Source organism: Confluentibacter flavum (genome assembly GCF_002843175.1).
Classification (GTDB): domain Bacteria; phylum Bacteroidota; class Bacteroidia; order Flavobacteriales; family Flavobacteriaceae; genus Confluentibacter; species Confluentibacter flavum.
On record NZ_PJEO01000039.1, the window covers coordinates 15,311 to 40,165 of the forward strand.

The 24,855-nt window shown below is 33.6% G+C and carries 25 protein-coding genes; 14 read left to right on the forward strand and 11 right to left on the reverse strand.

Features of this window, described 5'->3' with window-relative positions:
- The first annotated feature begins 19 nt into the window (after window positions 1-19).
- The 3 genes from CSW08_RS10805 (at window position 20) to CSW08_RS10815 (ending at window position 3,367) form a co-directional block, all read left to right on the forward strand.
- Window positions 20-718, forward strand: a complete 699-nt coding sequence (locus CSW08_RS10805; protein ID WP_106659900.1) for a zinc metallopeptidase — start codon at window positions 20-22, stop codon at window positions 716-718.
- 75 nt (window positions 719-793) lie between these two features.
- The gene (locus CSW08_RS10810; protein ID WP_106659901.1) at window positions 794-2,566 is read left to right on the forward strand and encodes a MutS-related protein; all 1,773 of its coding nucleotides are present in this window, start codon (window positions 794-796) and stop codon (window positions 2,564-2,566) included.
- A 24-nt stretch (window positions 2,567-2,590) separates the two neighbouring features.
- The gene (locus tag CSW08_RS10815; RefSeq protein WP_106659902.1) at window positions 2,591-3,367 is read left to right on the forward strand and encodes an amidohydrolase; all 777 of its coding nucleotides are present in this window, start codon (window positions 2,591-2,593) and stop codon (window positions 3,365-3,367) included.
- Here the strand turns inward: CSW08_RS10815 and CSW08_RS10820 are convergent.
- Window positions 3,357-4,967 carry an Ig-like domain-containing protein gene (locus CSW08_RS10820; protein ID WP_106659903.1) on the reverse strand — a complete coding sequence of 537 codons (1,611 nt, stop codon included), beginning with the start codon at window positions 4,965-4,967 and terminating at the stop codon, window positions 3,357-3,359. The genes CSW08_RS10815 and CSW08_RS10820 overlap by 11 nt on opposite strands.
- Before the next feature lie 97 nt (window positions 4,968-5,064).
- A complete protein-coding gene (locus CSW08_RS10825; RefSeq protein WP_162495554.1) occupies window positions 5,065-7,200 on the reverse strand; it encodes a CRTAC1 family protein in 2,136 nt (711 codons plus the stop codon).
- 332 nt (window positions 7,201-7,532) lie between these two features.
- Between CSW08_RS10825 and CSW08_RS10830 the strand changes: the two genes are divergently transcribed.
- From CSW08_RS10830 to CSW08_RS10840, 3 genes are all read left to right on the forward strand, one after another.
- On the forward strand, window positions 7,533-7,871 hold the full coding sequence (locus CSW08_RS10830; RefSeq protein ID WP_106659926.1) for a hypothetical protein: 339 nt from the start codon (window positions 7,533-7,535) through the stop codon (window positions 7,869-7,871).
- A 179-nt stretch (window positions 7,872-8,050) separates the two neighbouring features.
- Window positions 8,051-8,386 carry a hypothetical protein gene (locus CSW08_RS10835; protein WP_106659905.1) on the forward strand — a complete coding sequence of 112 codons (336 nt, stop codon included), beginning with the start codon at window positions 8,051-8,053 and terminating at the stop codon, window positions 8,384-8,386.
- 40 nt (window positions 8,387-8,426) lie between these two features.
- Complete coding sequence (locus tag CSW08_RS10840) at window positions 8,427-8,771, forward strand: hypothetical protein (RefSeq protein ID WP_106659906.1); 345 nt, start codon at window positions 8,427-8,429, stop codon at window positions 8,769-8,771.
- A gap of 72 nt (window positions 8,772-8,843) precedes the next feature.
- Here CSW08_RS10840 and CSW08_RS10845 read toward each other — a convergent pair whose 3' ends face one another.
- Window positions 8,844-9,416, reverse strand: coding sequence for a ComF family protein (locus tag CSW08_RS10845; RefSeq protein WP_317044929.1), 573 nt, complete (start codon window positions 9,414-9,416; stop codon window positions 8,844-8,846).
- Between the two features lie 218 nt (window positions 9,417-9,634).
- Between CSW08_RS10845 and CSW08_RS10850 the strand changes: the two genes are divergently transcribed.
- The gene (locus CSW08_RS10850) at window positions 9,635-11,176 is read left to right on the forward strand and encodes a glycine--tRNA ligase (protein ID WP_106659908.1); all 1,542 of its coding nucleotides are present in this window, start codon (window positions 9,635-9,637) and stop codon (window positions 11,174-11,176) included.
- 93 nt (window positions 11,177-11,269) lie between these two features.
- Here CSW08_RS10850 and CSW08_RS10855 read toward each other — a convergent pair whose 3' ends face one another.
- Window positions 11,270-11,740, reverse strand: coding sequence for an Lrp/AsnC family transcriptional regulator (locus CSW08_RS10855; protein WP_106659909.1), 471 nt, complete (start codon window positions 11,738-11,740; stop codon window positions 11,270-11,272).
- 148 nt (window positions 11,741-11,888) lie between these two features.
- Between CSW08_RS10855 and CSW08_RS10860 the strand changes: the two genes are divergently transcribed.
- Window positions 11,889-12,272: a DUF423 domain-containing protein gene (locus tag CSW08_RS10860; RefSeq protein WP_106659910.1), complete on the forward strand. Its 384-nt coding sequence runs from the start codon at window positions 11,889-11,891 to the stop codon at window positions 12,270-12,272.
- A gap of 77 nt (window positions 12,273-12,349) precedes the next feature.
- Window positions 12,350-13,966 carry a phosphoenolpyruvate carboxykinase (ATP) gene (gene pckA / locus CSW08_RS10865; RefSeq protein WP_106659911.1) on the forward strand — a complete coding sequence of 539 codons (1,617 nt, stop codon included), beginning with the start codon at window positions 12,350-12,352 and terminating at the stop codon, window positions 13,964-13,966.
- 77 nt (window positions 13,967-14,043) lie between these two features.
- On the opposite strand, the gene CSW08_RS10870 is transcribed toward pckA, so the two are convergent.
- Together CSW08_RS10870 and CSW08_RS10875 are read right to left on the reverse strand one after the other, a co-directional pair.
- Window positions 14,044-14,796, reverse strand: a complete 753-nt coding sequence (locus tag CSW08_RS10870; RefSeq protein ID WP_106659912.1) for a uroporphyrinogen-III synthase — start codon at window positions 14,794-14,796, stop codon at window positions 14,044-14,046.
- Between the two features lie 15 nt (window positions 14,797-14,811).
- A complete protein-coding gene (locus CSW08_RS10875) occupies window positions 14,812-15,456 on the reverse strand; it encodes a DUF4271 domain-containing protein (RefSeq protein ID WP_106659913.1) in 645 nt (214 codons plus the stop codon).
- Window positions 15,457-15,573: 117 nt separating this feature from the next.
- Between CSW08_RS10875 and CSW08_RS10880 the strand changes: the two genes are divergently transcribed.
- The 3 genes from CSW08_RS10880 to CSW08_RS10890 are packed head-to-tail and all read left to right on the forward strand — an operon-like array spanning window position 15,574 to window position 18,138.
- Window positions 15,574-16,299 carry a polyprenol monophosphomannose synthase gene (locus CSW08_RS10880; RefSeq protein WP_106659914.1) on the forward strand — a complete coding sequence of 242 codons (726 nt, stop codon included), beginning with the start codon at window positions 15,574-15,576 and terminating at the stop codon, window positions 16,297-16,299.
- 10 nt (window positions 16,300-16,309) lie between these two features.
- Window positions 16,310-17,650 carry a dihydroorotase gene (locus CSW08_RS10885; protein ID WP_106659915.1) on the forward strand — a complete coding sequence of 447 codons (1,341 nt, stop codon included), beginning with the start codon at window positions 16,310-16,312 and terminating at the stop codon, window positions 17,648-17,650.
- Window positions 17,650-18,138, forward strand: coding sequence for a DUF4296 domain-containing protein (locus CSW08_RS10890; RefSeq protein WP_106659916.1), 489 nt, complete (start codon window positions 17,650-17,652; stop codon window positions 18,136-18,138). The genes CSW08_RS10885 and CSW08_RS10890 overlap by 1 nt, the downstream gene beginning before the upstream one ends.
- Here CSW08_RS10890 and CSW08_RS10895 read toward each other — a convergent pair.
- Entirely contained in the window at window positions 18,104-19,111 is a 1,008-nt protein-coding gene (locus CSW08_RS10895; RefSeq protein WP_106659917.1) for an NAD-dependent epimerase/dehydratase family protein, read from the reverse strand. The two genes, CSW08_RS10890 and CSW08_RS10895, sit on opposite strands and share 35 nt — an antisense overlap.
- 88 nt (window positions 19,112-19,199) lie before the next feature.
- Between CSW08_RS10895 and tyrS the strand changes: the two genes are divergently transcribed.
- Window positions 19,200-20,501 carry a tyrosine--tRNA ligase gene (gene tyrS, locus CSW08_RS10900; RefSeq protein WP_106659918.1) on the forward strand — a complete coding sequence of 434 codons (1,302 nt, stop codon included), beginning with the start codon at window positions 19,200-19,202 and terminating at the stop codon, window positions 20,499-20,501.
- 115 nt (window positions 20,502-20,616) lie between these two features.
- Here tyrS and CSW08_RS10905 read toward each other — a convergent pair whose 3' ends face one another.
- The 4 genes from CSW08_RS10905 to CSW08_RS10920 all read right to left on the reverse strand — a co-directional run bounded on the left by CSW08_RS10905 (window position 20,617) and on the right by CSW08_RS10920 (window position 24,256).
- Window positions 20,617-21,063: a YHS domain-containing (seleno)protein gene (locus CSW08_RS10905; protein WP_238987248.1), complete on the reverse strand. Its 447-nt coding sequence runs from the start codon at window positions 21,061-21,063 to the stop codon at window positions 20,617-20,619.
- 52 nt (window positions 21,064-21,115) lie between these two features.
- Window positions 21,116-22,096 carry a LuxE/PaaK family acyltransferase gene (locus CSW08_RS10910; RefSeq protein ID WP_106659920.1) on the reverse strand — a complete coding sequence of 327 codons (981 nt, stop codon included), beginning with the start codon at window positions 22,094-22,096 and terminating at the stop codon, window positions 21,116-21,118.
- 166 nt (window positions 22,097-22,262) lie between these two features.
- Window positions 22,263-23,159, reverse strand: a complete 897-nt coding sequence (locus tag CSW08_RS10915) for a poly(ethylene terephthalate) hydrolase family protein (RefSeq protein WP_106659921.1) — start codon at window positions 23,157-23,159, stop codon at window positions 22,263-22,265.
- A gap of 197 nt (window positions 23,160-23,356) precedes the next feature.
- A complete protein-coding gene (locus tag CSW08_RS10920) occupies window positions 23,357-24,256 on the reverse strand; it encodes a hypothetical protein (protein ID WP_106659922.1) in 900 nt (299 codons plus the stop codon).
- A 114-nt stretch (window positions 24,257-24,370) separates the two neighbouring features.
- On the opposite strand from CSW08_RS10920, the gene tnpA reads away from it, so the two are divergent.
- Complete coding sequence (gene tnpA, locus CSW08_RS10925) at window positions 24,371-24,823, forward strand: IS200/IS605 family transposase (RefSeq protein WP_106658059.1); 453 nt, start codon at window positions 24,371-24,373, stop codon at window positions 24,821-24,823.
- Window positions 24,824-24,855 lie beyond the last annotated feature (32 nt).

The following is a 24,855-nucleotide window of genomic DNA, read 5'->3' on the forward strand; positions in this document are numbered from 1 at the left end:
TTAAAAAAATAGAAAACAAATGATTGGATATTATATATTATTAGGTGCTATTGCTCTTATAAGCTGGTTGGTTAGCAGTACGCTAAAACGTAAGTTTGAAAAATACTCTAAAGTACAATTGCGTAATGGCATGAGCGGTAAAGAAATTGCCGAAAAAATGCTGTCAGACCATGGTATTTATGATGTTGAAGTTATCTCAACGCCGGGTCAATTAACAGACCATTATAATCCAAAAAACAAAACGGTTAATTTGAGTGAATCGGTTTATAACCAACGTAATGCAGCAGCAGCAGCGGTTGCGTCTCACGAATGTGGTCATGCGGTGCAACATGCAAAAGCTTATGAATGGTTAAAAATGCGGTCTGCTTTAGTACCGATTGTAAGTGTCACTTCGGGTATGTCGCAATGGGTCGTTTTTGGTGGATTGATGTTAGGGGCTGCTGCGGGTCTTGGTTTTGGCTATTGGGTTGCCGTTGCAGGTTTAGTGATGATGGGGTTTGCAACTCTATTTAGTTTTATAACATTACCAGTTGAATATGATGCGAGTAACCGTGCGTTGGCTTGGTTAAAAAACAAAAATATGGTATCCCAACAAGAATATGCAGGCTCGGAAGAGGCGCTTAAATGGGCGGCTAGAACCTATTTGGTGGCTGCTATCGGCGCATTAGCGAATCTTGTGTATTGGGGATTTCAAGTGTTTGGAGGCTCAAGAGATTAAAAATAGTATAACATTACAAAGCCCTGAAAAAATTCAGGGCTTTTTTATTTGTTAAATTCATATTCAAAATTAAGAATGAATAATCCTTTAGAATATTACCTAATGCATTTACAAAGTTACAAGGCTCAGGTAAGCAAACTTTATAAAAAAATGACCGCTTTAAGTTTGTACCGGCTTTTGGTTTTTGTTTTAACGGTTGTTGGTATTTATTTTGTCTTCGGGCAATGGCAAATTGCTGTTCTTGTTGCAGTGATTGGAATCTCCCTGTTTCTTTATTTGTTATCTAAATACAATGACACTAAAGGCGAAAGACATTTTAATCAAGCCTTGGTAAAAATTAACGAAGAAGAAATCAATATCGCTTCGGGTGATTTTCATAATAGAAATGATGGCCTACAATTTCAAGACCCAACCCATTTTTATAGCTTGGATATTGATTTATTCGGACGAGGTTCTTTTTTTCAATTTATAAATAGGACAACCATTAATGAAGGTTCCCAAAAACTTGCAGGTGCCTTAAAGGCTAACAACATTGAAGGTATTAATTTGCGTCAGGAAGCCATAAAAGAATTGAGTAGTAAACCACAATGGCGCCAGCATTATTCGGCAACATCTAGTTTGGTTTTGGTAGAAACGCCTGCGACACAAATTATTGATTGGTTACAAAAGTACCAATCATTTTTACCTAAAGTAATGCGATGGCTTCCTTTAGCTTTCAGTGTTTTGTCCGTACTTATTTTAGCTTTTATAATATTCAATTTAATATCAAACCAAGCATTTATAGGTTATTGGTTGCTTATAGGATTGGGTATCACGGGGCGTTATTTAAAAAGAATAAACCATCTATCATCAAACACGGATAAGGTAAAAGACACGTTCAGGCAATATGCGTTGCTGTTGAATTTGATTGAAAAAGAATCCTTTTCTTCTGAGCTGTTACAACAAAAGCAACAACAAATTCAGCAAGAAGGTAAAAAGGCATCTGTTATTTTTACTGAACTTTCAAAGGCTTTGGACGCTTTAGATAACAGGAATAATTTAATTTCGGCAATCTTTGGAAACGGTCTTTTCCTATCGGATATAAAAAACAGTTTTCATATTGAGCAATGGATTAAAGAACATGCTGATAAAGTGACTGATTGGTTTGAGGTAGTGTCTTTTTTCGATGCTTATAACTCTTTAGGAAACTATGTTTTTAATAACCCCGATTTTGTATTCCCAGAAATAATGGAAAAAGGAACTGTTATAAAAGCTGAAAGCTTAGGTCATCCCTTGCTTAAAAAAGAAAAGCGTGTAGATAGTGATGTTACCATAAATAACGAACAATTCTTTATAGTTACAGGAGCCAATATGGCGGGGAAGAGTACCTTTTTAAGAACGGTATCTTTACATATTGTTATGGCTAATGTTGGATTACCCGTTTGTGCCAAGTCGAGTCACTATTCGCCAGTAAAACTGATTACAAGTATGCGAACAACCGATTCATTAACCGATGACAGTTCCTATTTCTTTTCAGAATTAACCCGCTTAAAATATATTGTGGATGCTATTCAAAAAGAACCTTATTTTATTGTGCTTGATGAAATTTTAAAAGGAACTAATAGCACCGATAAAGCTATTGGGTCGCGTAAGTTTGTTGAAAAGTTGGTAGCCTTACATGCTACCGGCATTATAGCGACGCACGATTTAAGCTTATGTGAGATTGAAAAAGAACTTCAAGAGGTTAAAAACTATTATTTTGACGCTGAAATTATTAATGATGAACTTTATTTTGACTATACATTGAAAGAAGGGATTTGTAAAAACATGAATGCCTCTTTTTTATTGAAAAAGATGAATATTGTTTAGATAAAAATTAGTTACTTTTAACATATGGAAGACAAACTTAAAGTTGCCATTATACAATCTAATCTGGTTTGGGAAAACCCTAAACAGAATCGGGAAAATTTCTCTGAAAAAATAGAAACCATACATGATATTATAGATGTTATTGTCCTTCCAGAAATGTTTGCTACGGGATTTACAATGAATGCCTCTGGAGTAGCAGAAAACATGGATGGAAAAACAGTTGAATGGATGCAAAAAATAGCTTCTGAAACCAATGCAGCTATTATAGGAAGTTTAATTATTTCTGAAGATAATAAATATTATAACCGTTTACTTTTCGTAGAGCCTTCTGGAACCATAACATATTATGATAAACGCCATACCTTTACTCTTGCGGGCGAGAATAAAGTATATGCTTCTGGTACAAAAAAGCTTATAATTGACTACAAAGGCTGGAAAATTTGTCCGTTAATTTGTTACGATCTACGTTTCCCAGTTTGGGCAAGAAATACCGAGAATTACGATGCGCTAATTTATGTTGCTAATTGGCCAAAGCCTAGAATTTTGGCATGGGATACCTTGTTAAAAGCACGTGCTATAGAAAACATGAGTTATTGCATTGGGGTAAATAGGGTTGGAGAAGATAAAGACTATAACGAATATTGTGGACATTCGGCAGTGTATGATGTGTTAGGGAATAACATCACGCCCATTAAACCAAATAAAGAGCATATTGAAGTGGTCACTTTAGAAAGAAGCCACATCAATTTTTATAGAAATAAACTTAGGTTTTTGGATGATAGGGATATGTTTACTGTTTGAGTAGTTCAAGAGGATGTATTTGTTCCCAATCTGCTCTAACAGGGTCATTAATTTCAAAATAGCTTGAATTTTCGGGCTGAATTTTTTTGAGATAATTTCCAGTATCGTATTTTCTGTTGCCATTAACATCATTAATAACTCTGACTTGATATTTGCTTGGAGTTAAATTCAAGAAATCTAAATCCTCTTGTTTTGTAGAATACTTTTCATATCTAATATCACCATTTTCAGTAATTAATTGGACAATGATAGGGTAGGTCGCATTTATTACTTGTAATCTCCAAGAGCCAAAATTGCTTTTTTTGGGAGTTGCTAATTTGTAATTTAATGAGTCGTTTGTATCTCCAAAAATATCTGTAAAAGTTTCAGGTAAGACACTTATATTATAACTATTATCTTCGGTTTTTATAAAATTTAATGCTAAGGTGTTTGAAATAGTATCAAATGCTGAAGAGAAGGTAACTTCTGTAGAATCTTTATCTATAATAGCTATTTTAGTCGTGTCAAAAGATTTAAAAGGTGTTGTTCCAAAAATTTTAAAATCCTGATCGTATCCAATACTTCCACTAGTATTTGTATTAATAACCAACGTATCTCTTTTATTATCTTTCAACCTAATAACAAAATCTTGTTTAAAATCATCCTTAGATACATTAAAAACTAAAGAGTCGAGTTCTAGTTTTGGTTGATACCAATAGTAAAGCGTATCGGTTTCAACATCCTTCGTTGTTCTAGATAAAAAACCTTCAGGCACATCTGATTTTAAAGTGATTTGCATGTCTTTATAATCACCTTCATAGCCAAAAGCAATTTTTCCGCCCGAAATTAATTGTGGCCTAACCGCATTAAAATTGGTAGCTTCTTTGAAAAGTTTTAAGGTGTATAAAGAATCTGTTGGAACATCTATGAAGCTTTTATGAAAGGCTATTTTATCTGTTTTTTGCTGAAATTTATTATCATTATTCGCATCCTTCAAGGCAACCAACATATATTTTCCTGCTTTTACATTATCTATTGAAAATGTGGTAACACTATCTAATGTATTGGTAATGTATTTAGGTGGGTTTTTGTAAATAACGGAATCAGTATACGTAGAATCTACTTCATATAACATGACGGACACAAACGTATCTGGAGCTAGTTTTTCAGCATCCAATATATTGCCCTTAACGGAAAGAGAATCTATATAATCACCCGTAGAAAATACATATTTGTAATATGGATATGGGTTACCTTCATTATTATCTGTTATGCTATTTCCAAAATTGAACGCATACGTAGTGTTAGGTGGTAGCGTGTCATAAATTTTAATACTAATATATTTACTTGCGTTTCCCAACGGTATTATTTCCGGTTGTGTGTTCATGGGAGGCGAAATAATGAGCTGTTTTTGTATGTCCTTTATCTTAATATATTCATCAAAATAAATTTTAATTTCTTTACCATTAAAATGGATGGAATAATTTTCGGGTTCTGTCTTTATAATTTTCGGAGGGTCAAGATCTTTTGGGCCACCTTCAGGGTTGCCACGATTGGCACAGTTAATAAAAAGAGCGCTTATAAAAACTATTAATATGAAATTTGAAAGTGTCTTATTCATTACCAAATGAAACTTTTGCACAAACCTACATAATTTTAGAGATATATTGTAAGGGTTAAGTTTGATTTATATAACGCAATAAACATTAATAAATTTTTTAGATATTTAAAGGTTTTAATTTAATTTCTTGTGGTTGTGAATTGCCTTCCAGAATTTTATAGAAAGTATTTAATTTAATATTTTCAAATACTTGTTGCGTGCCGCTGCCTGCCCAAATTATTTTTAATTGAATTATTTTTGAAGCTTTTCCTAAACCTATTTCTGCCCTTAAAGTGGAACAGCCAAAACTCCCTCCCGAGCTGATGGAATTAAAAATAGTGCGTTGTTTTCCATTCTCCATCACCGTTATTTCTAATTTACTTCCAATGGCAGATCGGTTTGCTTTAGTGCCTTCTAAAGTAAAAGTTACCCACTTATTTTCATTTTGATACGGATTCCTAAATAGAGAATTAAAAAAAATGTCGCCTTCAAAAGCGCCTCCCATAACAACATGTATGTCTTGGTCGCCATCATTATCAATATCAGCAAAAGATACGGCATGTCCTTTTTGTATATTTCCGAATCCTCCAACAGTGGTAACGTCTTGAAAGGTTTCGCCTAAATTATTTCTAAACACTTTATTTGGTATAGTTGATTGAAAACTCACTTCACCAGTACTTAGATAAATATCGAGGTAGCCATCATTATCCAAGTCACCATAATTAGCTCCCATAGCATAACCAATTCTGTTCAGTCCAACTTCATTTGCAACGTCTGTAAAGGTGCCACCATTGTTTTTGTAGAGATGCATGGTTTCTGCATGATAGGGCTCGCCTAAATACTCACGTACTATATCATCTGTGATTGGGAAAGAGGTTCCTCGCTCGTAACCAGCTACAAAAATGTCCATCCATCCATCATTATTGTAATCAAAAGACCAAGTAGGGAAGCTAGAAAATTTCTCGTCCAATCCAACATTAGCACCAACTTCATTAAACGTAATATGTCCTTCTTTATCTTCTCCTTTATTCATAAACAGTAGGTTTTTACTATTACTGTGAAGAGTTGATACATATATATCCATCCATCCATCATTATTATAATCAGCCGCAGTAACGCCTTTTACATAGTAGAAATTTTGAGCATCGCTTACCGTAAGTCCCGCATTTATGGTATCATTGGAAAAAGTACCATCACCATTGTTCATATACAATTCGCATGGATATATATTATCTTTATCAGATTCATTTCCAATAAATAAGTCTATCAAACCATCATTGTTGAAATCTGCCCACACCGCTGTTTGGGTTGGGTGAAATGATAGTAAACCGGCTTCAATAGTAACATCTGTAAAGGTATTGTCCCCATTATTTCGTAACAATGAATTAGGTTGTTTGCCTGAAGCCCCCATCCATGCGCCTCTTAAAATTAAAACATCTAAAAAGCCATCATTGTTATAATCGGCTTGTACCATATTTAATCCACCTCCAGTTTCCATAATGCCTGCTGTTTCAGATTTTTCAGTAAAACTGCCATCACCATTGTTTACAAAATACCTTAGGTGGTGCGTAGGAAACCAACTAGACGCCATAACATCTAACAAATTATCATTATTAAAATCATCTACCACACTACCACCAGAGAGTTCATTGACATTTAAACCTAATTTAGGGGCAATATCTTCGAATTTTTTTAGCGGATATTCCGATTGAAAAACACTTTCTGGTATTAGAAATTTCTCTGGTACACCAGATGGGTATTCTCCTAAAGTCATATAGGCCACATTTAATAGCCAACGGCTAGTTAAATCATGGGAATTGTAGCTCAACATATCCTCATATAGCAATATGGCTTTTCTGGATCCTTCTTGAACATGGTGGAAGCCTTTAGGAGCAATAGGAATTATACAGGATGCTGAGGCATCATGGTGGTGAAAGCAATTTTCCTGCTCACCTAAACGCAAATAAGAAAGGGCAAGCAGTGGTCCTATCTTTGCTTCTTCATTAGAATCTAAGTTATACCGTAAAGAACCCTTTTTGCTTTTTCCCCATAAATCTTCTAAAACTTTGATGGCCTCTTTGGTTTTTCCAGCATAGAGGAGCGCTTCGCCTTTTTTTAAATTATAACCATCTTTTTGATTGGCAGGAGCAATTTTAGAAATACTATCAAAATAAGCAGCTCTAGCCGAGGATAGATAAAAATTTTCATGCGCAAAAAATTGTTCTGTAGCCGTTTTTTTAATAAGTTCAGCCATGGTCGTTTCTTTTTTACCACATGAAGAAATTATTAAGAACAGAAATAAAATTTTTAGTAAATACTTTTGGATTTTAAACATTTTTGATAAAAAATTAATGATTAAATTCATTACTAAATGAAATTTTTACACAAACCTACATGATTTTAGAGATATAATGACAAGATTGAAAAGTTTGTTGATTAGGATTTTTTATTATCTTAATTGCTAAATTAAAAAACGAATTATATTATATTGTGAATTAAACCATTACAGATTGATTCAGTCTAATGAAAGATTGGAAAAATCACATAAAAAATAAATTCATTTTAGCAACAATTAAACTCAAAATTATGACAAAAAAAATTTTTATCCTATTATTCTTTTTAGGAAGTGTTGCCACTTTTGCACAAAGCAAAATTGATGGCAAATGGAAAGGTACTCGTGAAGGACAAAATGGTACCATTGAATTAAATTACACCTTTAAAGTTGAAGGAGACAAACTTACTGGAACTTCAACAACCCCTAGAGGTGAAAATCCAATTGAGAACGGGAAAGTTGACGGTAATAAATTCTCGTACACAATGTCATTTGGAGAGATGACCATAGAGAACAACGGAGAATTAGTAAGCGATAACGAAATCGTTATTAAAACCCAAAGAGGAGAAATGAAACTCACTAGAGTGGAATAATTCTAAACCTTATTTTATAACCTCAAATAGGAACTTCTTATTTGAGGTTATTTTTTAAATCACAAAACAAACTAAATGCAACAATTATTATGAAATCGCCATAAACAACTAATTTGCTTGCAAACACCAAGAAGTTAAGCGATTCCATATGACCTTTAAAAAACAAATATTATCTACATATGAAAAATTTATTTACATTATTGTTTTTTGTGGGATGCTTTTCCACATTTGCGCAAAGCAAAATTGATGGCGACTGGAAAGGTACCCGCGAAACTCCAAACGGAACATTTGAATTGAATTATACATTTAAAGTTGAAGGCGAAAAACTCACGGGAATTTGGAAAACCCAATTTGGTGAATCTCCATTAGAAAACGGGAAAGTTGACGGAAATAAATTTTCGTATAGTATTTCTTTTAATGACATGACCATTGAAAATACAGGAGAACTTGTTAGCGATGATGAAATAGTCATTAAAAATGAACGAGGCGATATGACACTTGCCAGAGTTAAATAATTTATTTTTTCAAATTTTAAATCAATTAAACTATACAATTATGACTAAAAAAATTTTTATTTTATTATTTCTTGCGGGATGTTTCACCACGTTTGCCCAAAGTAAGATTGACGGAGACTGGAAAGGTACTGCAGAATCTCCAAATGGGGTGTTTGAATTAGCTTATACTTTTAAAGTTGAAGGCGATAAACTGACTGGAGCCTTGAAAACCGAATTTGGAGACACACCCATAGAAAATGGGAAAGTTGACGGCAAAAAGTTTTCTTATACACTCTCCTTCAATGGTGACATGGTAATAAACGTTACTGGAGAACTTGTTTCAGATGACGAAATTTCAACGAAAACTGATATGGGCGAAACAAAACTTAACAGAGTAAAATCTTAAGTTCTTATATTTAAAACCCTAAAAAATCAGTAATACGCTTTAAGCCTATTGCTGATTTTTTTTATAGCCAAGTTATGCTATGGCCATACAAGCCACACTTACTTTAATATTTTTTGCTTGGCTTAAAACGGTAATACATGCTTCTAAAGTAGCGCCAGTGGTGATAATATCATCCACCAACAGAATATGTTTGTCTTCAATCCAAGCAGAATTTTGCATAATGAATAACTCATCCGTTTGATTCCAACGGGCAAATCGTTTTTTGCTTGTCTGTGATCCTGTATTGGTTATTTTTAAAAGCACATCATCTTTATAGGCAGCATTAATGGATTTTGCTATTTGCTTTCCAAATCCTGTAACTTGGTTATAGCCCCTCATTTTTAATTTCTTTCTATGGAGCGGAACAGGTATCACCATATCAATGTCTTCGTAATCTTTTATAGTTCTTAATTCACCTCCCAACCAATCGCCTAAAAAAGGGCTAATTTGCTCGTAACCTTTATATTTTAGGCCATGTATGAGTTGTTGAACAATACTTTTTTTCTCAAACCTAAATAGAGCAGTAGCATTTTCAACCTTAGCACGGCCATAAAATATTTTTATAATAGTATCATCATTATTAAAATGAAAATTGGTTACGGGCATGTTGTGTCGGCAGGAAATGCAAATTGTATCTTCATTATCATTTAAATAATTCAGGCAAGCATAGCACACTTTAGGAAAAAATAAATGAATCAACGATTTTAACATAAACTATTGTAAGAATTACCCTTTTGTAAACTTAAGTAAAAAATTAATGAGTCAACAACATAATTTTTATCAAACAATCTCATTTGTTTGGATCGCTTTTTTATTTTTGCAGCATGGTAAATCAAGAGGATAAATTTAAAAAGGTAATATCTCATGCAAAGGAGTACGGATACGTGTTTCAAAGCAGTGAAATATACGATGGGTTAAGTGCTGTATACGACTATGCCCAAAATGGTGCTGAATTAAAGAAAAACATACGCGACTACTGGTGGAAAGCCATGGTACAAATGCATGATAACATTGTTGGTATTGATGCCGCTATTTTTATGCACCCAACCACTTGGAAAGCGTCTGGTCACGTGGATGCGTTTAACGATCCATTGATTGATAATAAAGATTCAAAAAAGCGTTACAGGGCCGATGTATTGATTGAAGAACATTGCGCTAAAATTGAAGCTAAAATAGATAAAGAAGTTGAAAAGGCAGAGAAACGTTTTGGAGATGCTTTTGATAAAACTCAATTTTTAGCAACCAACCAACGTGTCGTTGAATACCAAGAAAAAATAAATGCAACGCTTTCGCGAATGGCAAAATCTTTGGAAAATGAAGATTTGGCAGATGTAAAAGCGCTAATTGAAGAATTGGAAATTGCAGATCCTTTAACAGGGAGTAGAAACTGGACAGAAGTAAAGCAATTCAATTTAATGTTTGGCACCAAAATAGGTGCTTCCGCAGAAAACTCCATGGATTTATATTTACGTCCAGAAACCGCACAGGGTATTTTTGTTAACTTCTTAAATGTACAGAAATCTGGTCGTTTAAAAATCCCTTTCGGAATTGCGCAAACAGGTAAAGCTTTTAGAAATGAAATTGTAGCAAGACAATTTATTTTTAGAATGCGTGAGTTTGAGCAAATGGAAATGCAGTTTTTTATAAAACCAGGCACACAAGTAGAATGGTACAATCACTGGAAAGAGACCAGGTTAAAATGGCATTTGTCATTAGGAATGGGTGGTGAAAATTACCGTTTCCACGACCATGAAAAGTTAGCGCATTACGCTGATGCCGCCTGTGATATTGAATTTAAATTCCCATTTGGTTTTAAAGAATTGGAAGGTATTCATTCTAGAACGGATTTTGATTTATCCCAGCACGAAAAATTCTCAGGTAAAAAATTACAATATTTCGACCCAGAAGAAAATAAAAGCTATGTGCCTTATGTATTGGAAACTTCAATAGGGCTAGATAGGATGTTTTTGGCAGTATTTTCAAATTCCTTAGTTGAAGAAGAACTGGAAAATGGCACTACAAGAACCGTTTTAAAATTGCCGAGTGTTTTGGCGCCTGTAAAAGCAGCTATTTTACCCTTGGTAAAAAAAGATGGTTTACCAGAAATCGCCAAACAAATTGCAGACGATTTAAAATGGGATTTCAATGTTGATTATGATGAAAAAGATGCCGTGGGCAGACGTTACAGAAGGCAAGATGCCAATGGAACACCATTTTGTATAACGGTAGATCATGACACCTTGAATGATAATACAGTAACCATTCGCCATAGAGATTCCATGGAACAACAACGTGTTAAAATAGAAGATTTAAGAAATATCATTAAACTAGAAGTCGATGTGCGTTCTTGGTTGATGAAAATGTGATGAACAAGTTCATCATGCTGTCCCGATAGCAATCGGGATTGTTTCAGCATCTTAATAATAAAACTAAGCCCAAACAGATTATTTGGGCTTAGTTTATATCTGTATCTGCCTATCAATTTGCTGGTCTAACGATACAAAGGTTTCAGTTCTTAATACCCCAGAAATAGTTAGAATATCCTCATTTAAAATATGCATTAAATGGGCATTATTTTTACTTACCACTTTAACAAACAAACTCCATTGTCCAGAAGTAAAATGACATTCCAAAACTTCTGGAATTCTTTTTAGAAGTTTTACGGCGTCCAAATGACTCATGGTTTTATCTAAATAAACACCAACAAAAGCCAATGTATTATAACCTAAAACTTTATGATCTATAATGCATTGCGAACCAGAAATTAATCCTGATTTCTCCAATTTCTTTAATCGTTGATGTATGGCAGCCCCAGAAATACCAACCAATCTGGCAATTTCAAGAATAGGTGTTCTGGCATCTTCCATAAGTTTGCGGAGGATTTTTTTATCAATACCGTCAATGGTTATGCTTAGATTTTTTGCTTTCATGAGTTTGACATTTCAATTTAAAACTTAAAAATAAGTATTTGGTTTTAAATTGAAATCATTTTAAGTTAGTCTTTACCATTGAAAGATGGAAAGAATGTCATTATGTTAACTAACTTTGTATTCTAACGAGATTTTATAGGTTATAAATATGAACAAGAAAATACTAATTACGGCTTCTATTTTAGGGATTATAAGCATTATTTTAGGAGCTTTTGGAGCACATGCTTTAAAAGAATTAATCTCCCCGGACATGCAACAAACATTTGAAACTGGTGTACGCTATCAAATGTATCATGCACTTTTTTTACTGTTTGTTGGAACAACTTCAATAATTTCAGAAAAAGCTAAAAAAATTATTTACTATTTAGTCATTTTAGGGGTTGTGTTTTTCTCAGGATCCATTTACGGTTTAGCTACCAATAACTTAACGGATTTTGATTTTAAAAGTATTGGCTTAATAACACCACTTGGCGGATTGTGTTTTATTGTTTCTTGGGGTATTTTATTTGTGAATTTGATAAAAACCAAATAAAACTATTAGATTTTTTTAACTAAAAACTCTAATAGAAAGCCTTAATTTTGTATGATAATCCAATTTTTTGAAAAATCATGACAAATCACAACCAATTTACGAAAACGATTTCGTTGGAAAAGTATGGTATTAAAAATGCGAAAGTAAACTATCAATTATCGCCAGAAGAACTCCAAGATATTACTTTAAAAAAGGGACAAGGTGTTGAAGCTTCTACTGGAGCATTGGCCGTTAATACAGGAGAGTTTACTGGTAGATCACCAAAAGACAGATTTATTGTTAAAGATGATATTACAAAAGACCGCGTTTGGTGGGGTCCGGTAAATATTCCATTTGATTCCGATGCATTTGAAAAACTTTATAACAAGGTTTCAAACTATTTATCAAATAAAGATATTTATGTAAGGGATTGTTATGCTTGTGCTGACAAAGATTATCAAACGAACATTAGGGTTATTAATGAGTATGCGTGGAGCAACCAGTTTGCTTACAATATGTTTTTACGCCCAACAGAAGAAGAGTTGAAGGATTTTAGTCCAGAATGGACCGTTATTAATGCGCCAGGGTTTAAAGCTAATCCTCAAGAAGATGGAACTAGGCAACATAACTTTGCCATTTTGGATTTTACAAGAAAAATAGCTTTAATTGGAGGTACCGGATATACTGGTGAAATTAAAAAAGGGATTTTTTCAGCATTAAATTTTATGTTACCGGTTTTTAAAGAAACCCTACCTATGCACTGTAGTGCCAATATTGGGAAAGACGGCGACACCGCCATTTTCTTCGGACTTTCAGGAACTGGGAAAACAACGTTGTCCACAGACCCCAACAGAAGCTTAATTGGTGATGATGAACATGGTTGGACAAAGGATAATAAAGTATTTAATTTTGAAGGGGGCTGTTATGCCAAAGTGATTGATTTATCACGAGAGCACGAGCCAGAGATTTATGACGCCATTAAAAAAGGTGCTATATTAGAAAATGTGATATTGGATGCTGCAGGACATGTGGATTTTGCAGATACATCAATAACTGAAAATACTCGGGTAAGTTACCCAATAGATCATATTGAAAATATCCAATTACCTTCCATTGGTCGAGATGTTAAAAATGTGTTCTTTTTAACAGCAGATGCTTTTGGAGTTATACCTCCAATTTCAAAATTGACCCCAAGTCAGGCAGCTTATCATTTTATTTCTGGATACACGGCTAAAGTTGCTGGCACAGAAGCAGGTGTTGTAGAGCCAGAACCGTCATTTTCAGCATGTTTTGGTGCGCCTTTTATGCCATTGCACCCCGCTAAATATGCAGAAATGTTAAGTGAAAAAATGATTACGTCAGGCGTTAATTTTTGGTTGGTTAATACGGGGTGGACAGGTGGGCCTTATGGTGTTGGTACACGTATGAAGTTAAAATATACTCGAGCTATGATAAACGCAGCGCTAAATGGTGATTTAGGATTATATACCTATGATAAATACCATATACATTCCGTATTTGGTGTAGCCCAACCTCGAGAATGCCCTGGAGTTCCAACAAGTGTTTTGAGTCCTAGAACAACTTGGAATAACGATGACGCTTATTACAAAACCGCTTTTAAACTAACCAATGCGTTTAGGGAAAATTTCAAGAAATTTGAAGCGCATTGCAGTGAAGAAATCAGGCGAGGTGGTCCGCAACGTTATACTTTTTGATACTAGTAAGTAATTAAAATAAAAGGGCGATTTCACAATAGAAATCGCCCTTTTATTTTAATAGTGATAACATATTGTTATTTGCTTCCTTTGTTTGCTTTTTCAATATATTTTTCCAAAGCCATAGTCATTGATGGGGTGTCGGGTGTAGGTGCAGGAATATCAATTCTTAAACCTTTATCTTCAACCGCCTTAATGGTGGTAGGGCCAAAAGCAGCAATGCGTGTTTCGTTTTGTTTGAAATCTGGGAAATTATGAAATAAGGAATCTATCCCCGATGGACTAAAAAATACTAAAACATCATAATATACATCAGCTAAATCAGTAAGGTCACTAATAACTGTTTTATAGAAAATAGCTTGTTTCCAATTAACGCCTAAAGCATTTAAAGTGTCTGGAACTTCAGGTTTAACTTTATCTGTATTGGGCAATAAAAATTTCTCGTCCTTATATTTTTTGATTAGTGGAGACAATTCTGAAAAAGAACTTTTGCCCACATATATTTTACGTTTTCTATACACTACATATTTCTGTAAATAAAAAGCAACAGCTTCCGATTGGCAGAAATATTTTAAAGTATCTGGGATTTTAAAACGCATTTCTTCAGCAACTCTAAAAAAATGATCAACCGCGTTTCGGCTTGTTAATATAATCGCTGTATAATTGTTTAAATCTACTTTTTGTTGTCTAACATCTTTAGCAGAAACACCCTCAACATGAATAAAAGGTCTAAAATCAATTTTTACTTTTTGTTTTTCCTGAAGATCGAAATAAGGCGAATTCTCTATTTTCGGTTCTGGTTGAGATACCAAAATGGTTTTCACTTTCATGGGCGCAAGTAGTTTTTAAGCATTAAATACTTTGTATAAAATGATATAAGGTGCAATTTCAAGAGTGCAAAGATACAAAATAAAATAGAAGAAGTTTCTTTTTAGTAAACTTTGATGGGCTTTAAACGTCGTAATTACACCAACTATATTAACAATTAACAATAAAATAATAATGATGTAAAGAATTTTTAAAGTAGGACTGAAACTAAATAACAATAGAGCATTTATGGGTAATAATAAAACGCCTAAATAATTTTTATAGGTTATTTTTTGAAAAAGATAATCGTCTATTAATTTATCTATTTCAAAAAGGCTTCCAATTAAACGTTCCAAAAGCACTTTAATCAAAATAAAAATACCAATACCAACCGTGAATTTAAACATGATATTAGATGAAGGCTCAGAATGTTTAATGGTAAAATCGTAAATTAAGAAACCAAAAATAGAAGCTGAGATGACTAAGTTAATAAAAAGCAAGGCATCAAATTTGTCGAAAAACTTTTGCTCTTTTATGTATATTTTCAGGTATTTGGAATTTCCTATAACAAGCATAAAATCGTCAAAACGCTTAGGCGAGATTAACTTAGCTATGGCAATAAAAACCATCCCAATAACCATTAAAACGGTAAACAATTCGTATGAAGTAACCTCTCGAAGCATGCCATAAAATTATTATAATTATTCACACATTGTATATAATTATTAAGGAATATTTAAAAAAAAGAGTCTTATAAAAAATGTACATTTGCTAAAATTGTAAGGTTTATTAATATTACTATGCAGGACGCTATTGTCATCATTCCAACATATAATGAAATAGAGAATATTGAAGCTATCATAAAAGCGGTGTTTTCACAATCAAATGCTATTCATGTACTTATAATTGATGATAATTCTCCAGATTTAACAGCAAACAAGGTCAAGGAACTTCAAAATGAGTTTCAAGGCAAACTGTTTTTAATTTCCAGAAAAGACAAACAAGGTCTGGGAACTGCCTATATTTATGGGTTTAAATGGTGTTTGGCTAGAATATATAAGTATATTTTTGAAATGGACGCCGATTTTTCGCATGATCCCAAAGATTTAATTAAATTGTATGATGCCTGTGCCTTAGATGGTGCAGATATGTCTATTGGTTCCAGATATGTAACGGGCGTGAATGTTGTTAATTGGCCCATGGGAAGAGTGCTTATGTCTTATTTGGCATCAAAATATGTGAGGGTTATTACGGGAATGAAAATTAATGATACCACAGCAGGTTTTGTCTGTTATAAAAGAGAAACCTTAGAAGCTTTAGATTTAAATAAGATCAAGTTTATAGGTTATGCGTTTCAAATAGAAATGAAGTTTAAAACCTATCTTAAAAAATTCAAAATAATTGAAGTTCCTGTTATCTTTACCGACAGAACCAAAGGAGTATCTAAGTTAAGCAAAGGCATCATTTCTGAAGCTGTTTTTGGGGTCATATCGATGAAACTTAGAAGTATTTTTAAAAAGTATTAAGAGAATGAAGATGAAAACCATACTTATAAAAAACGCCCATATTGTTAATGAAGGAACAATACTAAAAGGTGATATTTTAATAGAAGGAGACTATATAAAGGAAATCAATGATTCCATAAGTGCTAAATCTGCCAATGTGATTGTTTTTGATGCAGAAGGGAAATATGTGTTACCGGGCGTCATAGATGACCAAGTGCATTTTAGGGAGCCTGGTTTAACAAATAAAGCAACCATAGAAACAGAGTCTAAAGCAGCTATAGCAGGCGGCATTACGTCTTTTATAGAAATGCCCAATACCAATCCTCAAACAACGACTATAGAAGAATTAGAGAAAAAGTTTGAGATAGCTTCTAAAACATCATCGGCAAACTATTCATTCATGTTTGGGGGTACAAACGATAATTTAGATGAAATTTTAAAAGTTGATCCCAAAAAGGTTGCAGCATTGAAATTGTTTTTGGGCTCATCAACAGGAAATATGTTGGTAGACGACCCGAAGGTTTTGGAGACCATTTTTTCGAAAACGAACTTGTTAATCGCGGTTCATTGTGAAGATGAAGCGACTATAAAAGCAAATTTCGAAATTTATAAAGAGAAGTTTGGTGATGATATTCCTATAAAGTATCATCCAGAAATAAGAAGCGAAGAAGCTTGTTATCTATCATCTTCAAAAGCGATTGCATTAGCGAAAAAAACAGGGGCTAGATTGCATGTTTTTCATTTGTCTACAGGAAAAGAAACGGATTTATTCAGCAATAAAATTCCGTTAAAGGAAAAGAAAATTACTGCTGAGGTTTGCATACATCATTTATGGTTTACAGATAAAGATTATGATACCAAAGGCACACTAATAAAATGGAATCCGGCTGTTAAAACCAAGAACGATCGGGAACAATTGTGGGAAGCCTTACTAGATGATCGAATTGATGTGATTGCAACCGACCATGCGCCACATACTATTGAAGAAAAGAAAAACGTTTACACTAAAGCACCGTCAGGTGGCCCACTGGTTCAGCATGCCCTTCCAGCCATGCTAGAAATGTATCATAAAGAAAAAATTTCTATTGAAAAGGTGGTAGAAAAAATGTGCCATAATCCAGCTATATTGTTTCAAATTGAGAAAAGAGGATTTATTAAAGAAGGTTATTTTGCAGATTTGGTTGTGGTAGATTTGAATAATCCTTGGACGGTTAAAAAAGAAAATATATTATATAAATGTGGTTGGTCTCCTTTTGAAGGCACAACATTTAAATCCAGAATTACACAAACGTTTATAAACGGAAGCTTAGTTTACAATAATTCTAAATTTAGTGATGTGAAAGCCGCCAAACGATTAACTTTTAATAGATAATGTTAAAGAAGCTTATTCCATATATTATCGTTTTATTGTTTGTAGTGTCTTGCTATAAATTTAAAGAACCAGAAAAACCTAAGAACTTAATTTCTAAGGCAGATATGGTTAATATTTTGATTGATTTAAAATTAATAGCATCAATAACAGCAGCAAATGATATAAAAGTTCTGGACAGCAGTAATGTTCAATCAGAAAAGTATATTTATAAAAAATATAACATAGATAGCATACAATTTGCCTTAAGTAATAATTATTACGCTTATCATCTTGAAGAATACGAAGACATTTATACTAAAGTAAAAGATAGTTTGGAAGCTCTTAGTAGTTTTTATGACGCATTAGAGCTAAAGGAATTAGATGAACAAAGAACAAAAGATTCTTTAAAATCGTTAGCAAAAAATGATTCAATAAAGGAGATTAATGCAAAAGAAGAGATGAAAAGGAGATTGATTAAACCTGTTTCAGATACAGATTCCCTACCTTAGAAATCGTTTGACCAACAGGTTGAAACTCAAAATTCAAAGTGGATTTTATTTTCTCGTTGCTATAATACTTCTCTGTAGATAAAGAGTTGCTCAATTGTTTCGTTAGTTTTCTTGGCTTACCGGTTAGCGAATATTTTAGCCAATCCAATCTCCACAAAATTTGCAAAAGCCAAGACGGCGCTAGTTTTTCTGGCGGGGTTTTATTAACGGATTTTGCCAACACCTGTAAAAATTTCTTGTAAGTCCAATTTTCTGCTACCAAAACAAAGCGTTCATTTTTAATATCACTTTTTAAAAGCGCCATCATAATTAGAACAACATCTTCAACTGAGACTAAAGCGACTGTTCCACTGGAGTAAAATGTAAAACCTTTATGGGCTTTTTTAAATAAACTTCCACTTCCGTCGTTCCACATACCAGCACCCAAAATAACGCCGGGATTTACAATAACAGCATCCAATCCTTCTTGGGTGGCACGCCAAACTTCCATTTCGGCGCCATACTTTGTAATGGCATATACATTATTATCGTTCTCAGGATTCCAAACGGTTTCTTCGGTAATGGGTTCTTTATTTAGCGTATTTCCTAATGTAGCAACAGAGCTTACATAACAGAGTTTTTTAATGTTATTTGAAATACAAAAATTCACAACATTTGCTGTGCCTTCAATATTAACCTTTCTTAATTGATGGTATCTATTGGGTTCAAAAGTCACCAAAGCAGCACAGTGGTATACATAAGAAATTCCTTGAAATGCTTCAGTTAATGAAGGAATGTCTAGGATATCGGCTTTAATCCATTCAATAGTTTCAAAAAGACTTATATGATTTTCAGTATAACATGAAAAAACATGTTTTACGTCGTTAAGCTTTTGCTCATTTCTATAAATGGCTCTTACTTTTTTATTTGTGCTTACAAGCTTATAAAGTAAATGCGAACCAACTAAACCAGTACCACCCGTTACTAAAATCATGCAACTAAATTAAAGAATTATTCATAATACATGAGTAATTATGCATTGATTTTTATCTTTGCCCTAGTTTACTAAAAATTAAACATTAATGATAAATAATTTTGTTGAAGAATTAACATGGAGGGGCATGATACATACTGTTATGCCTGGCGCAGAGGAACATTTAATGGAAAGCATGCGAAGTGCTTATGTTGGTTTTGATCCTACAGCCGATTCTTTACATATTGGAAATTTGGTGCCTATTATGTTACTGGCACATTACCAACGTTGTGGGCATAAACCAGTGGCTTTAGTTGGTGGGGCAACGGGTATGATTGGCGACCCATCTGGTAAATCCAGTGAACGTAATTTGTTGGATGAAAAAACATTGCGCCACAATCAAGAAGCCATTAAAAAGCAATTATCACATTTTTTGGATTTTGAAGGGGACTCCGATAATTCTGCTGTTTTAGTTAATAACTATGATTGGATGAAAAACTTCTCGTTTCTTGAATTTATTCGGGATGTTGGTAAACATATTACCGTCAATTACATGATGGCAAAAGATTCGGTTAAAAATAGAATTTCATCCGATGCTTCCGAAGGCATGAGTTTTACTGAGTTTACCTATCAATTGGTACAAGGATATGATTTTCTTCATCTTTACAAAGAAAAAAACTGTTCCATTCAAATGGGCGGTAGTGACCAATGGGGTAATATTACAACGGGAACGGAATTGATTAGACGGATTTCTGGCGGAAAAGGGTTTGCCATTACGTGTCCATTAATTACAAAATCAGATGGGTCTAAATTCGGGAAATCTGAAGGAGGCAATGTTTGGTTAGACGCCAATAGAACATCGCCATATAAATTCTATCAATATTGGTTAAATTCAAGTGATGAAGATGCTGAAAAGTATATTAAAATATTTACTTTTTTAACTGAAGAAGAGATACATGCTTTAGCCAAAGAACATAAAGAAGCCCCGCATTTAAGAGTGTTACAAAAACGTCTTGCTGAAGAAATTACCATGATGGTACATTCTAAAGATGATTTAGAAAACGCTATAAAAGCTAGTGAGATTCTGTTTGGTAATTCTACAAGTAATGATTTAAAGCAACTTAACGAACAAACCTTTTTAGATGTGTTTGATGGTGTGCCTCAAACAGAACTAGCTATAAGCGAAATTGAAAACGGAATGGACATCATTGCTGCTTTAGCTGAGAAAGGAGGATTTTTAAAGTCGAATGGTGAAGCTAGACGGGCACTTAAAGAAAATTCGATTTCTGTAAATAAAGAAAAAGTAACTGAGGATTACAGGATAACTTCAAAAGACTTGATTAACAATAAATTTGTTTTGCTTCAACGGGGTAAGAAAAACTATTTTGTACTACAGTATAAAAAAACCTGATGGGGAACATCAGGTTTTTCAACTAACCAATCAAACTATAAATTAAGAAAATCTTTCTTTTTCATAGCACTTGTTTTGTCGGAAGGCTTTTATAAAAACTTACACAAAAACTAATTTATTTTTTGAATTTTATTTTTTCCCAGTTTTTATCTGCCTTTTCCTTTAATAGTTTAGGATTTTCTTTTTGCCATAAATCTAGGGTGTTTGTGCCCCAAGCATTATAGAACAAATAAAGTTTGCCATCTTTTACTTCAAAAGTTTTAGGATTAATGGATACTTTATCATTTTTTGCACCCACAGCATAAGCACAGTAACCGCCATATTGTGGTACAAATTTTTTAGGATTTTTGCTGAATGCATCCAAGTTTTTTTGAGAAGAGAATTTATAATTTACTCCGCCGTATCTGGTCGTAAATTTCGTGTCGCCTTCAATAGCTTTGTTTTCAAAATAGGCAACCACATCATAACCTTCAGCAACATAGCCTTTTTTTAAATTATAGTCTATGGATTGAGAAAAAGTAGATGATGTTGTTAGAAAAAATAAAATCATTACATATCTCATAGCATTCATTTTTAATAGTAAGTCCGAAATACACGAGATAACTTACATCAAATTAAATAACCATAAGGTTGCAGCCACGAATATCGGAACTATCAAAACGTCCAATAACTTCAAAAGAACCATTTTTATAAACTTTTCCTAAATCTTGCGTAGCAATAAAGGAACAAGAGTTCATATTGGCTAAATCAATAATATTAATGCCTCCTGTTTTTTCTTTGGGTTGAATGCTTAAAGCATCTTCGGTATCTCTAGTTAATACGCGCATCCAATTTGGACAATTAAAAAGGCCGTTTCCTTTAGAATATGCCTGACTCAATAATTCGGTCATACCATATTCGCTATGTATGGTTTTAACACCAAAACCTAGTTTTAATATTTTGTGAAGCTCGTCTCTTATCAGTTCTTTCCGTCTGCCTTTCATACCGCCAGTTTCCATAACGATGGTGTTTTTTAAATTGAATTGAAAGGTTTCAACCAAATCTAATAAAGCAAAGGACACACCAATAAGAAGCACTTTTCTACCTTGGGAATCTAAGGTTGTTAAGGCGTTTTTTAACTCTGAAATGTTGTTGAGATAAAATCCACTTTCCTTATAACTGGATTTTGAAATCATAGCTTCAACCATATATATTAAGGAAGAGCCTTTTCTTTCTAAATAAGATGGCAGTAATGCCAGAATCGTATAGTCTTCAATACTACCATAAAACGATTCAAACCCTTTGGTAAAACTTGTTTTGTATATCTCTAAATTGGTAACATGATGTTTGCTCGTGACGCTTCCTGTAGTTCCGGAACTTGTAAAAGTAGTTTTAATAATATTGTTAGAACTAACAACGTTGTGTGTTTTAAAAAACTGAATGGGCAGAAATGGGATTTGATGTATGTTTTTTACATCACTAGAATGAATGTACAGCAAATCACAAAAAGAGCGATATACTCGGTTATTTTCAAACTGAAATTTAAAAACCTTAAGAGCTAAAGCTTCAAATTCTTGTTGGTTACTAATATTAAAAATGGATGTATGGTCTATCATAATTATTAATAGAACAAAAATACGAGTTGTCTTAAAATAAGTTGACAGTTTTTAATAAAATTAAACCAGGTATAGAAGTTGATTTCCCTACGTTATACATAGCAGCAAAATAGGTGGTTACATCAGAGTCCTAGTTGGTAAAATATCCTATTTATAGAGGTGTGTTTTATGGTATATTTTTTTTATCGACTTTCCAAATATCGGAATTGGACAAGCCACTTGGCTGTCCTTTGAACATTTTTGCAGCTTCTTCATTTCCCTTTAATTGCCATTGGTACCAAGCAGTGGCAACTTTAGCAAATTCACCACCATGGGGTTTGCTATAGGTGCCTCCGTGGCCTACGTCCATATTGGCTACAAATACCGGCACATGGTCAATGCGTTTAAAGTCGTCCATACCATTATTATAGGCAATATCCGTTTCACCTCCTAAAACATACAGAGTGGGGGTATGCAGTTTTTTCAAATCGTCTTTTACAAGTGCCGGCATACCTGGCATACCACCACCATCACCTAAAATGCCACTATTATAAATTACCGCTGTGGTCACTCTTGGGTCTGGAGCTTTTTCTAAGGTTTGTAAACCACCACAAGACATACCACTAACCGCTATTTTAGTAATATCAATTTTATTGTGATATGGGCTTTTACTATCATTATTTTGAGCAATGGCCCAATCTATGGCATCTAATAACTGTTTGGATGTAGAGCGACCACTACCACGCTCACCTTCTTGGGGCATAGGGCCTATGGCGATGACTAAAAAACCATAAGACGATACTTCCGAAAGAAAATTAATGTGTTCCCAAGGGGAATTGGCACAAGCCCCGTTGCCCCAAACAATGATGGGAAGTTTATTGTTGTTATCAAATTTACTAAGGTCTTGTGGCCTAAAAACGGTATGGGTTGGAAGTGTTTCCTCTGAAAGCATAAGGGCACTATATGGACCAGTGCCTCCATCTTCAACAATTCTAGAAGTTGGAGTGATTTGTGCAAAAACAGAATCAATAGGACTTAATGAAACAACACTAAGAAAGGCTAATAAAGCATAAATTTTTTTCATAATAGTCAATTTAAAGGCAAAGTCAATGTAATTGGTTTTAGTAACCCCTAATGTAATTATTATTGTGCTTATTTTCAAACCGAGATCATTTTTTGTTCTAGTTAGATAGTTTATTGAATTTTTATTTTCTTAGTGAAGACAATGCATAAAAAAAGCCCCTTGAACTAGGGGCTTACTATATGCGTTTTTAATAGGGTTTATTCAGAAGGACATTCAAATTTAATGTTTGTACTATCACCTTTTTTTGAAATGTCATTTACTTTAAAATCGGTAAAAATATTGGCAAAACCACCACTGTTTTGTTCACAATCTGCTTCAAAAGCCAATGTAAATGTAATTTCTGTACAGGCTTCAATATCGCCTGTCCATGTTAAAACAGTTGGCGATCCTTTTCCGTTGCCAGAATTTACATCATAATTTTTTCCGTCTAAAGATTCAAAACTAATAATATGTGGACAGGTAAGTTTAACCTCAGCAGCATTTAAATCTTCAGGGCTTATATATGTAAAAGTGTAACTATTATCTTCATTTTCTTGATAACTAAAGCTTTCTTCACAACCTTCTGGGCAAACACCTACAAGTGCATATTCTAACTCTGAAAATTCTATTGGATTGCCTAATGCTTCTTGAACAATGTCGAAAGAAATTACATTACAAGCTACCCAGCCTTCAGGAAGGTCAAAGTAACGAGTTACTGTACTGCCTTTTGCTACATCTTCAAAAAGTAAATCATTACCATCTATTGTAATGGTAATATCAGCTTTAGCATTGGAAGTTCCAGCTATAATATCATAAAAAACATTTACAATAAATTGAGTTTCTGTGTTATAAGCTTCGTAGCTTACTTGTTTGGTATGAGGGCCATTAGAACCAGTTTTAGAATCGTTTATTTTATAATAAGTTCCAGATCCAGCTTCAATGCAAACAGATTCACAATCTATATAATCCAATAGTGTAGTTTCGGCAGTATCTATGGTTAAATCGGCGGTTTTAAAAGCTTCGTTGCTTTTTGAGTTCAAGTCTTCCGTTTCACAAGAGAAAAAGGAAACTGATAAAATAATACAGGTAAGAATACGGGTAAATAGAGTTGATTTCATAATATAGGTTAATTCGAAGAAAATACCTCGAGGCTCTGCCTCGGGGACAATAGAGGAAAAGTTTGAAAAACGGATGGTTTTTCATAACACTTTGAAAAAGTGTAGTTTTGAACTATGGATGATCATATTTTAAAAAGACATAACAAAACATTACTTCTGTATCATTTAGTTTTTCCTGTAAAATATAGGAATTCAGTTATTACAGAGGAAGTTGGATTTGGTTTGAAAGAAATATGTATTGATTTGTCACAACGCTATGAAATACATTTTGTGGAAGTTGGTTATGAAGAAAACCATGTTCATTTTTTAATACAAAGTGTTCCCAGTTTGTCGGTGAGTGAAATTTGTATGAAAGTAAAGAGTATCACGGCGAAAGAAATTTTCAGACGATTTCCTGAAGTGAAGACAAAGCTTTGGGGAGGAAACTTTTGGACAAGTGGTTACTATGCAAACACAGTAGGTCAATACGGGAACAAAGATGTTATCAAAAAATATATTGAAAATCAAGGTAAAGAAATAAAATATCAAAAGGTATATGAAGCTCAGCTTACACTTTTTGATTTCTAATACTTCGGGGCTCTGCCCCGGGGTAGTTTATT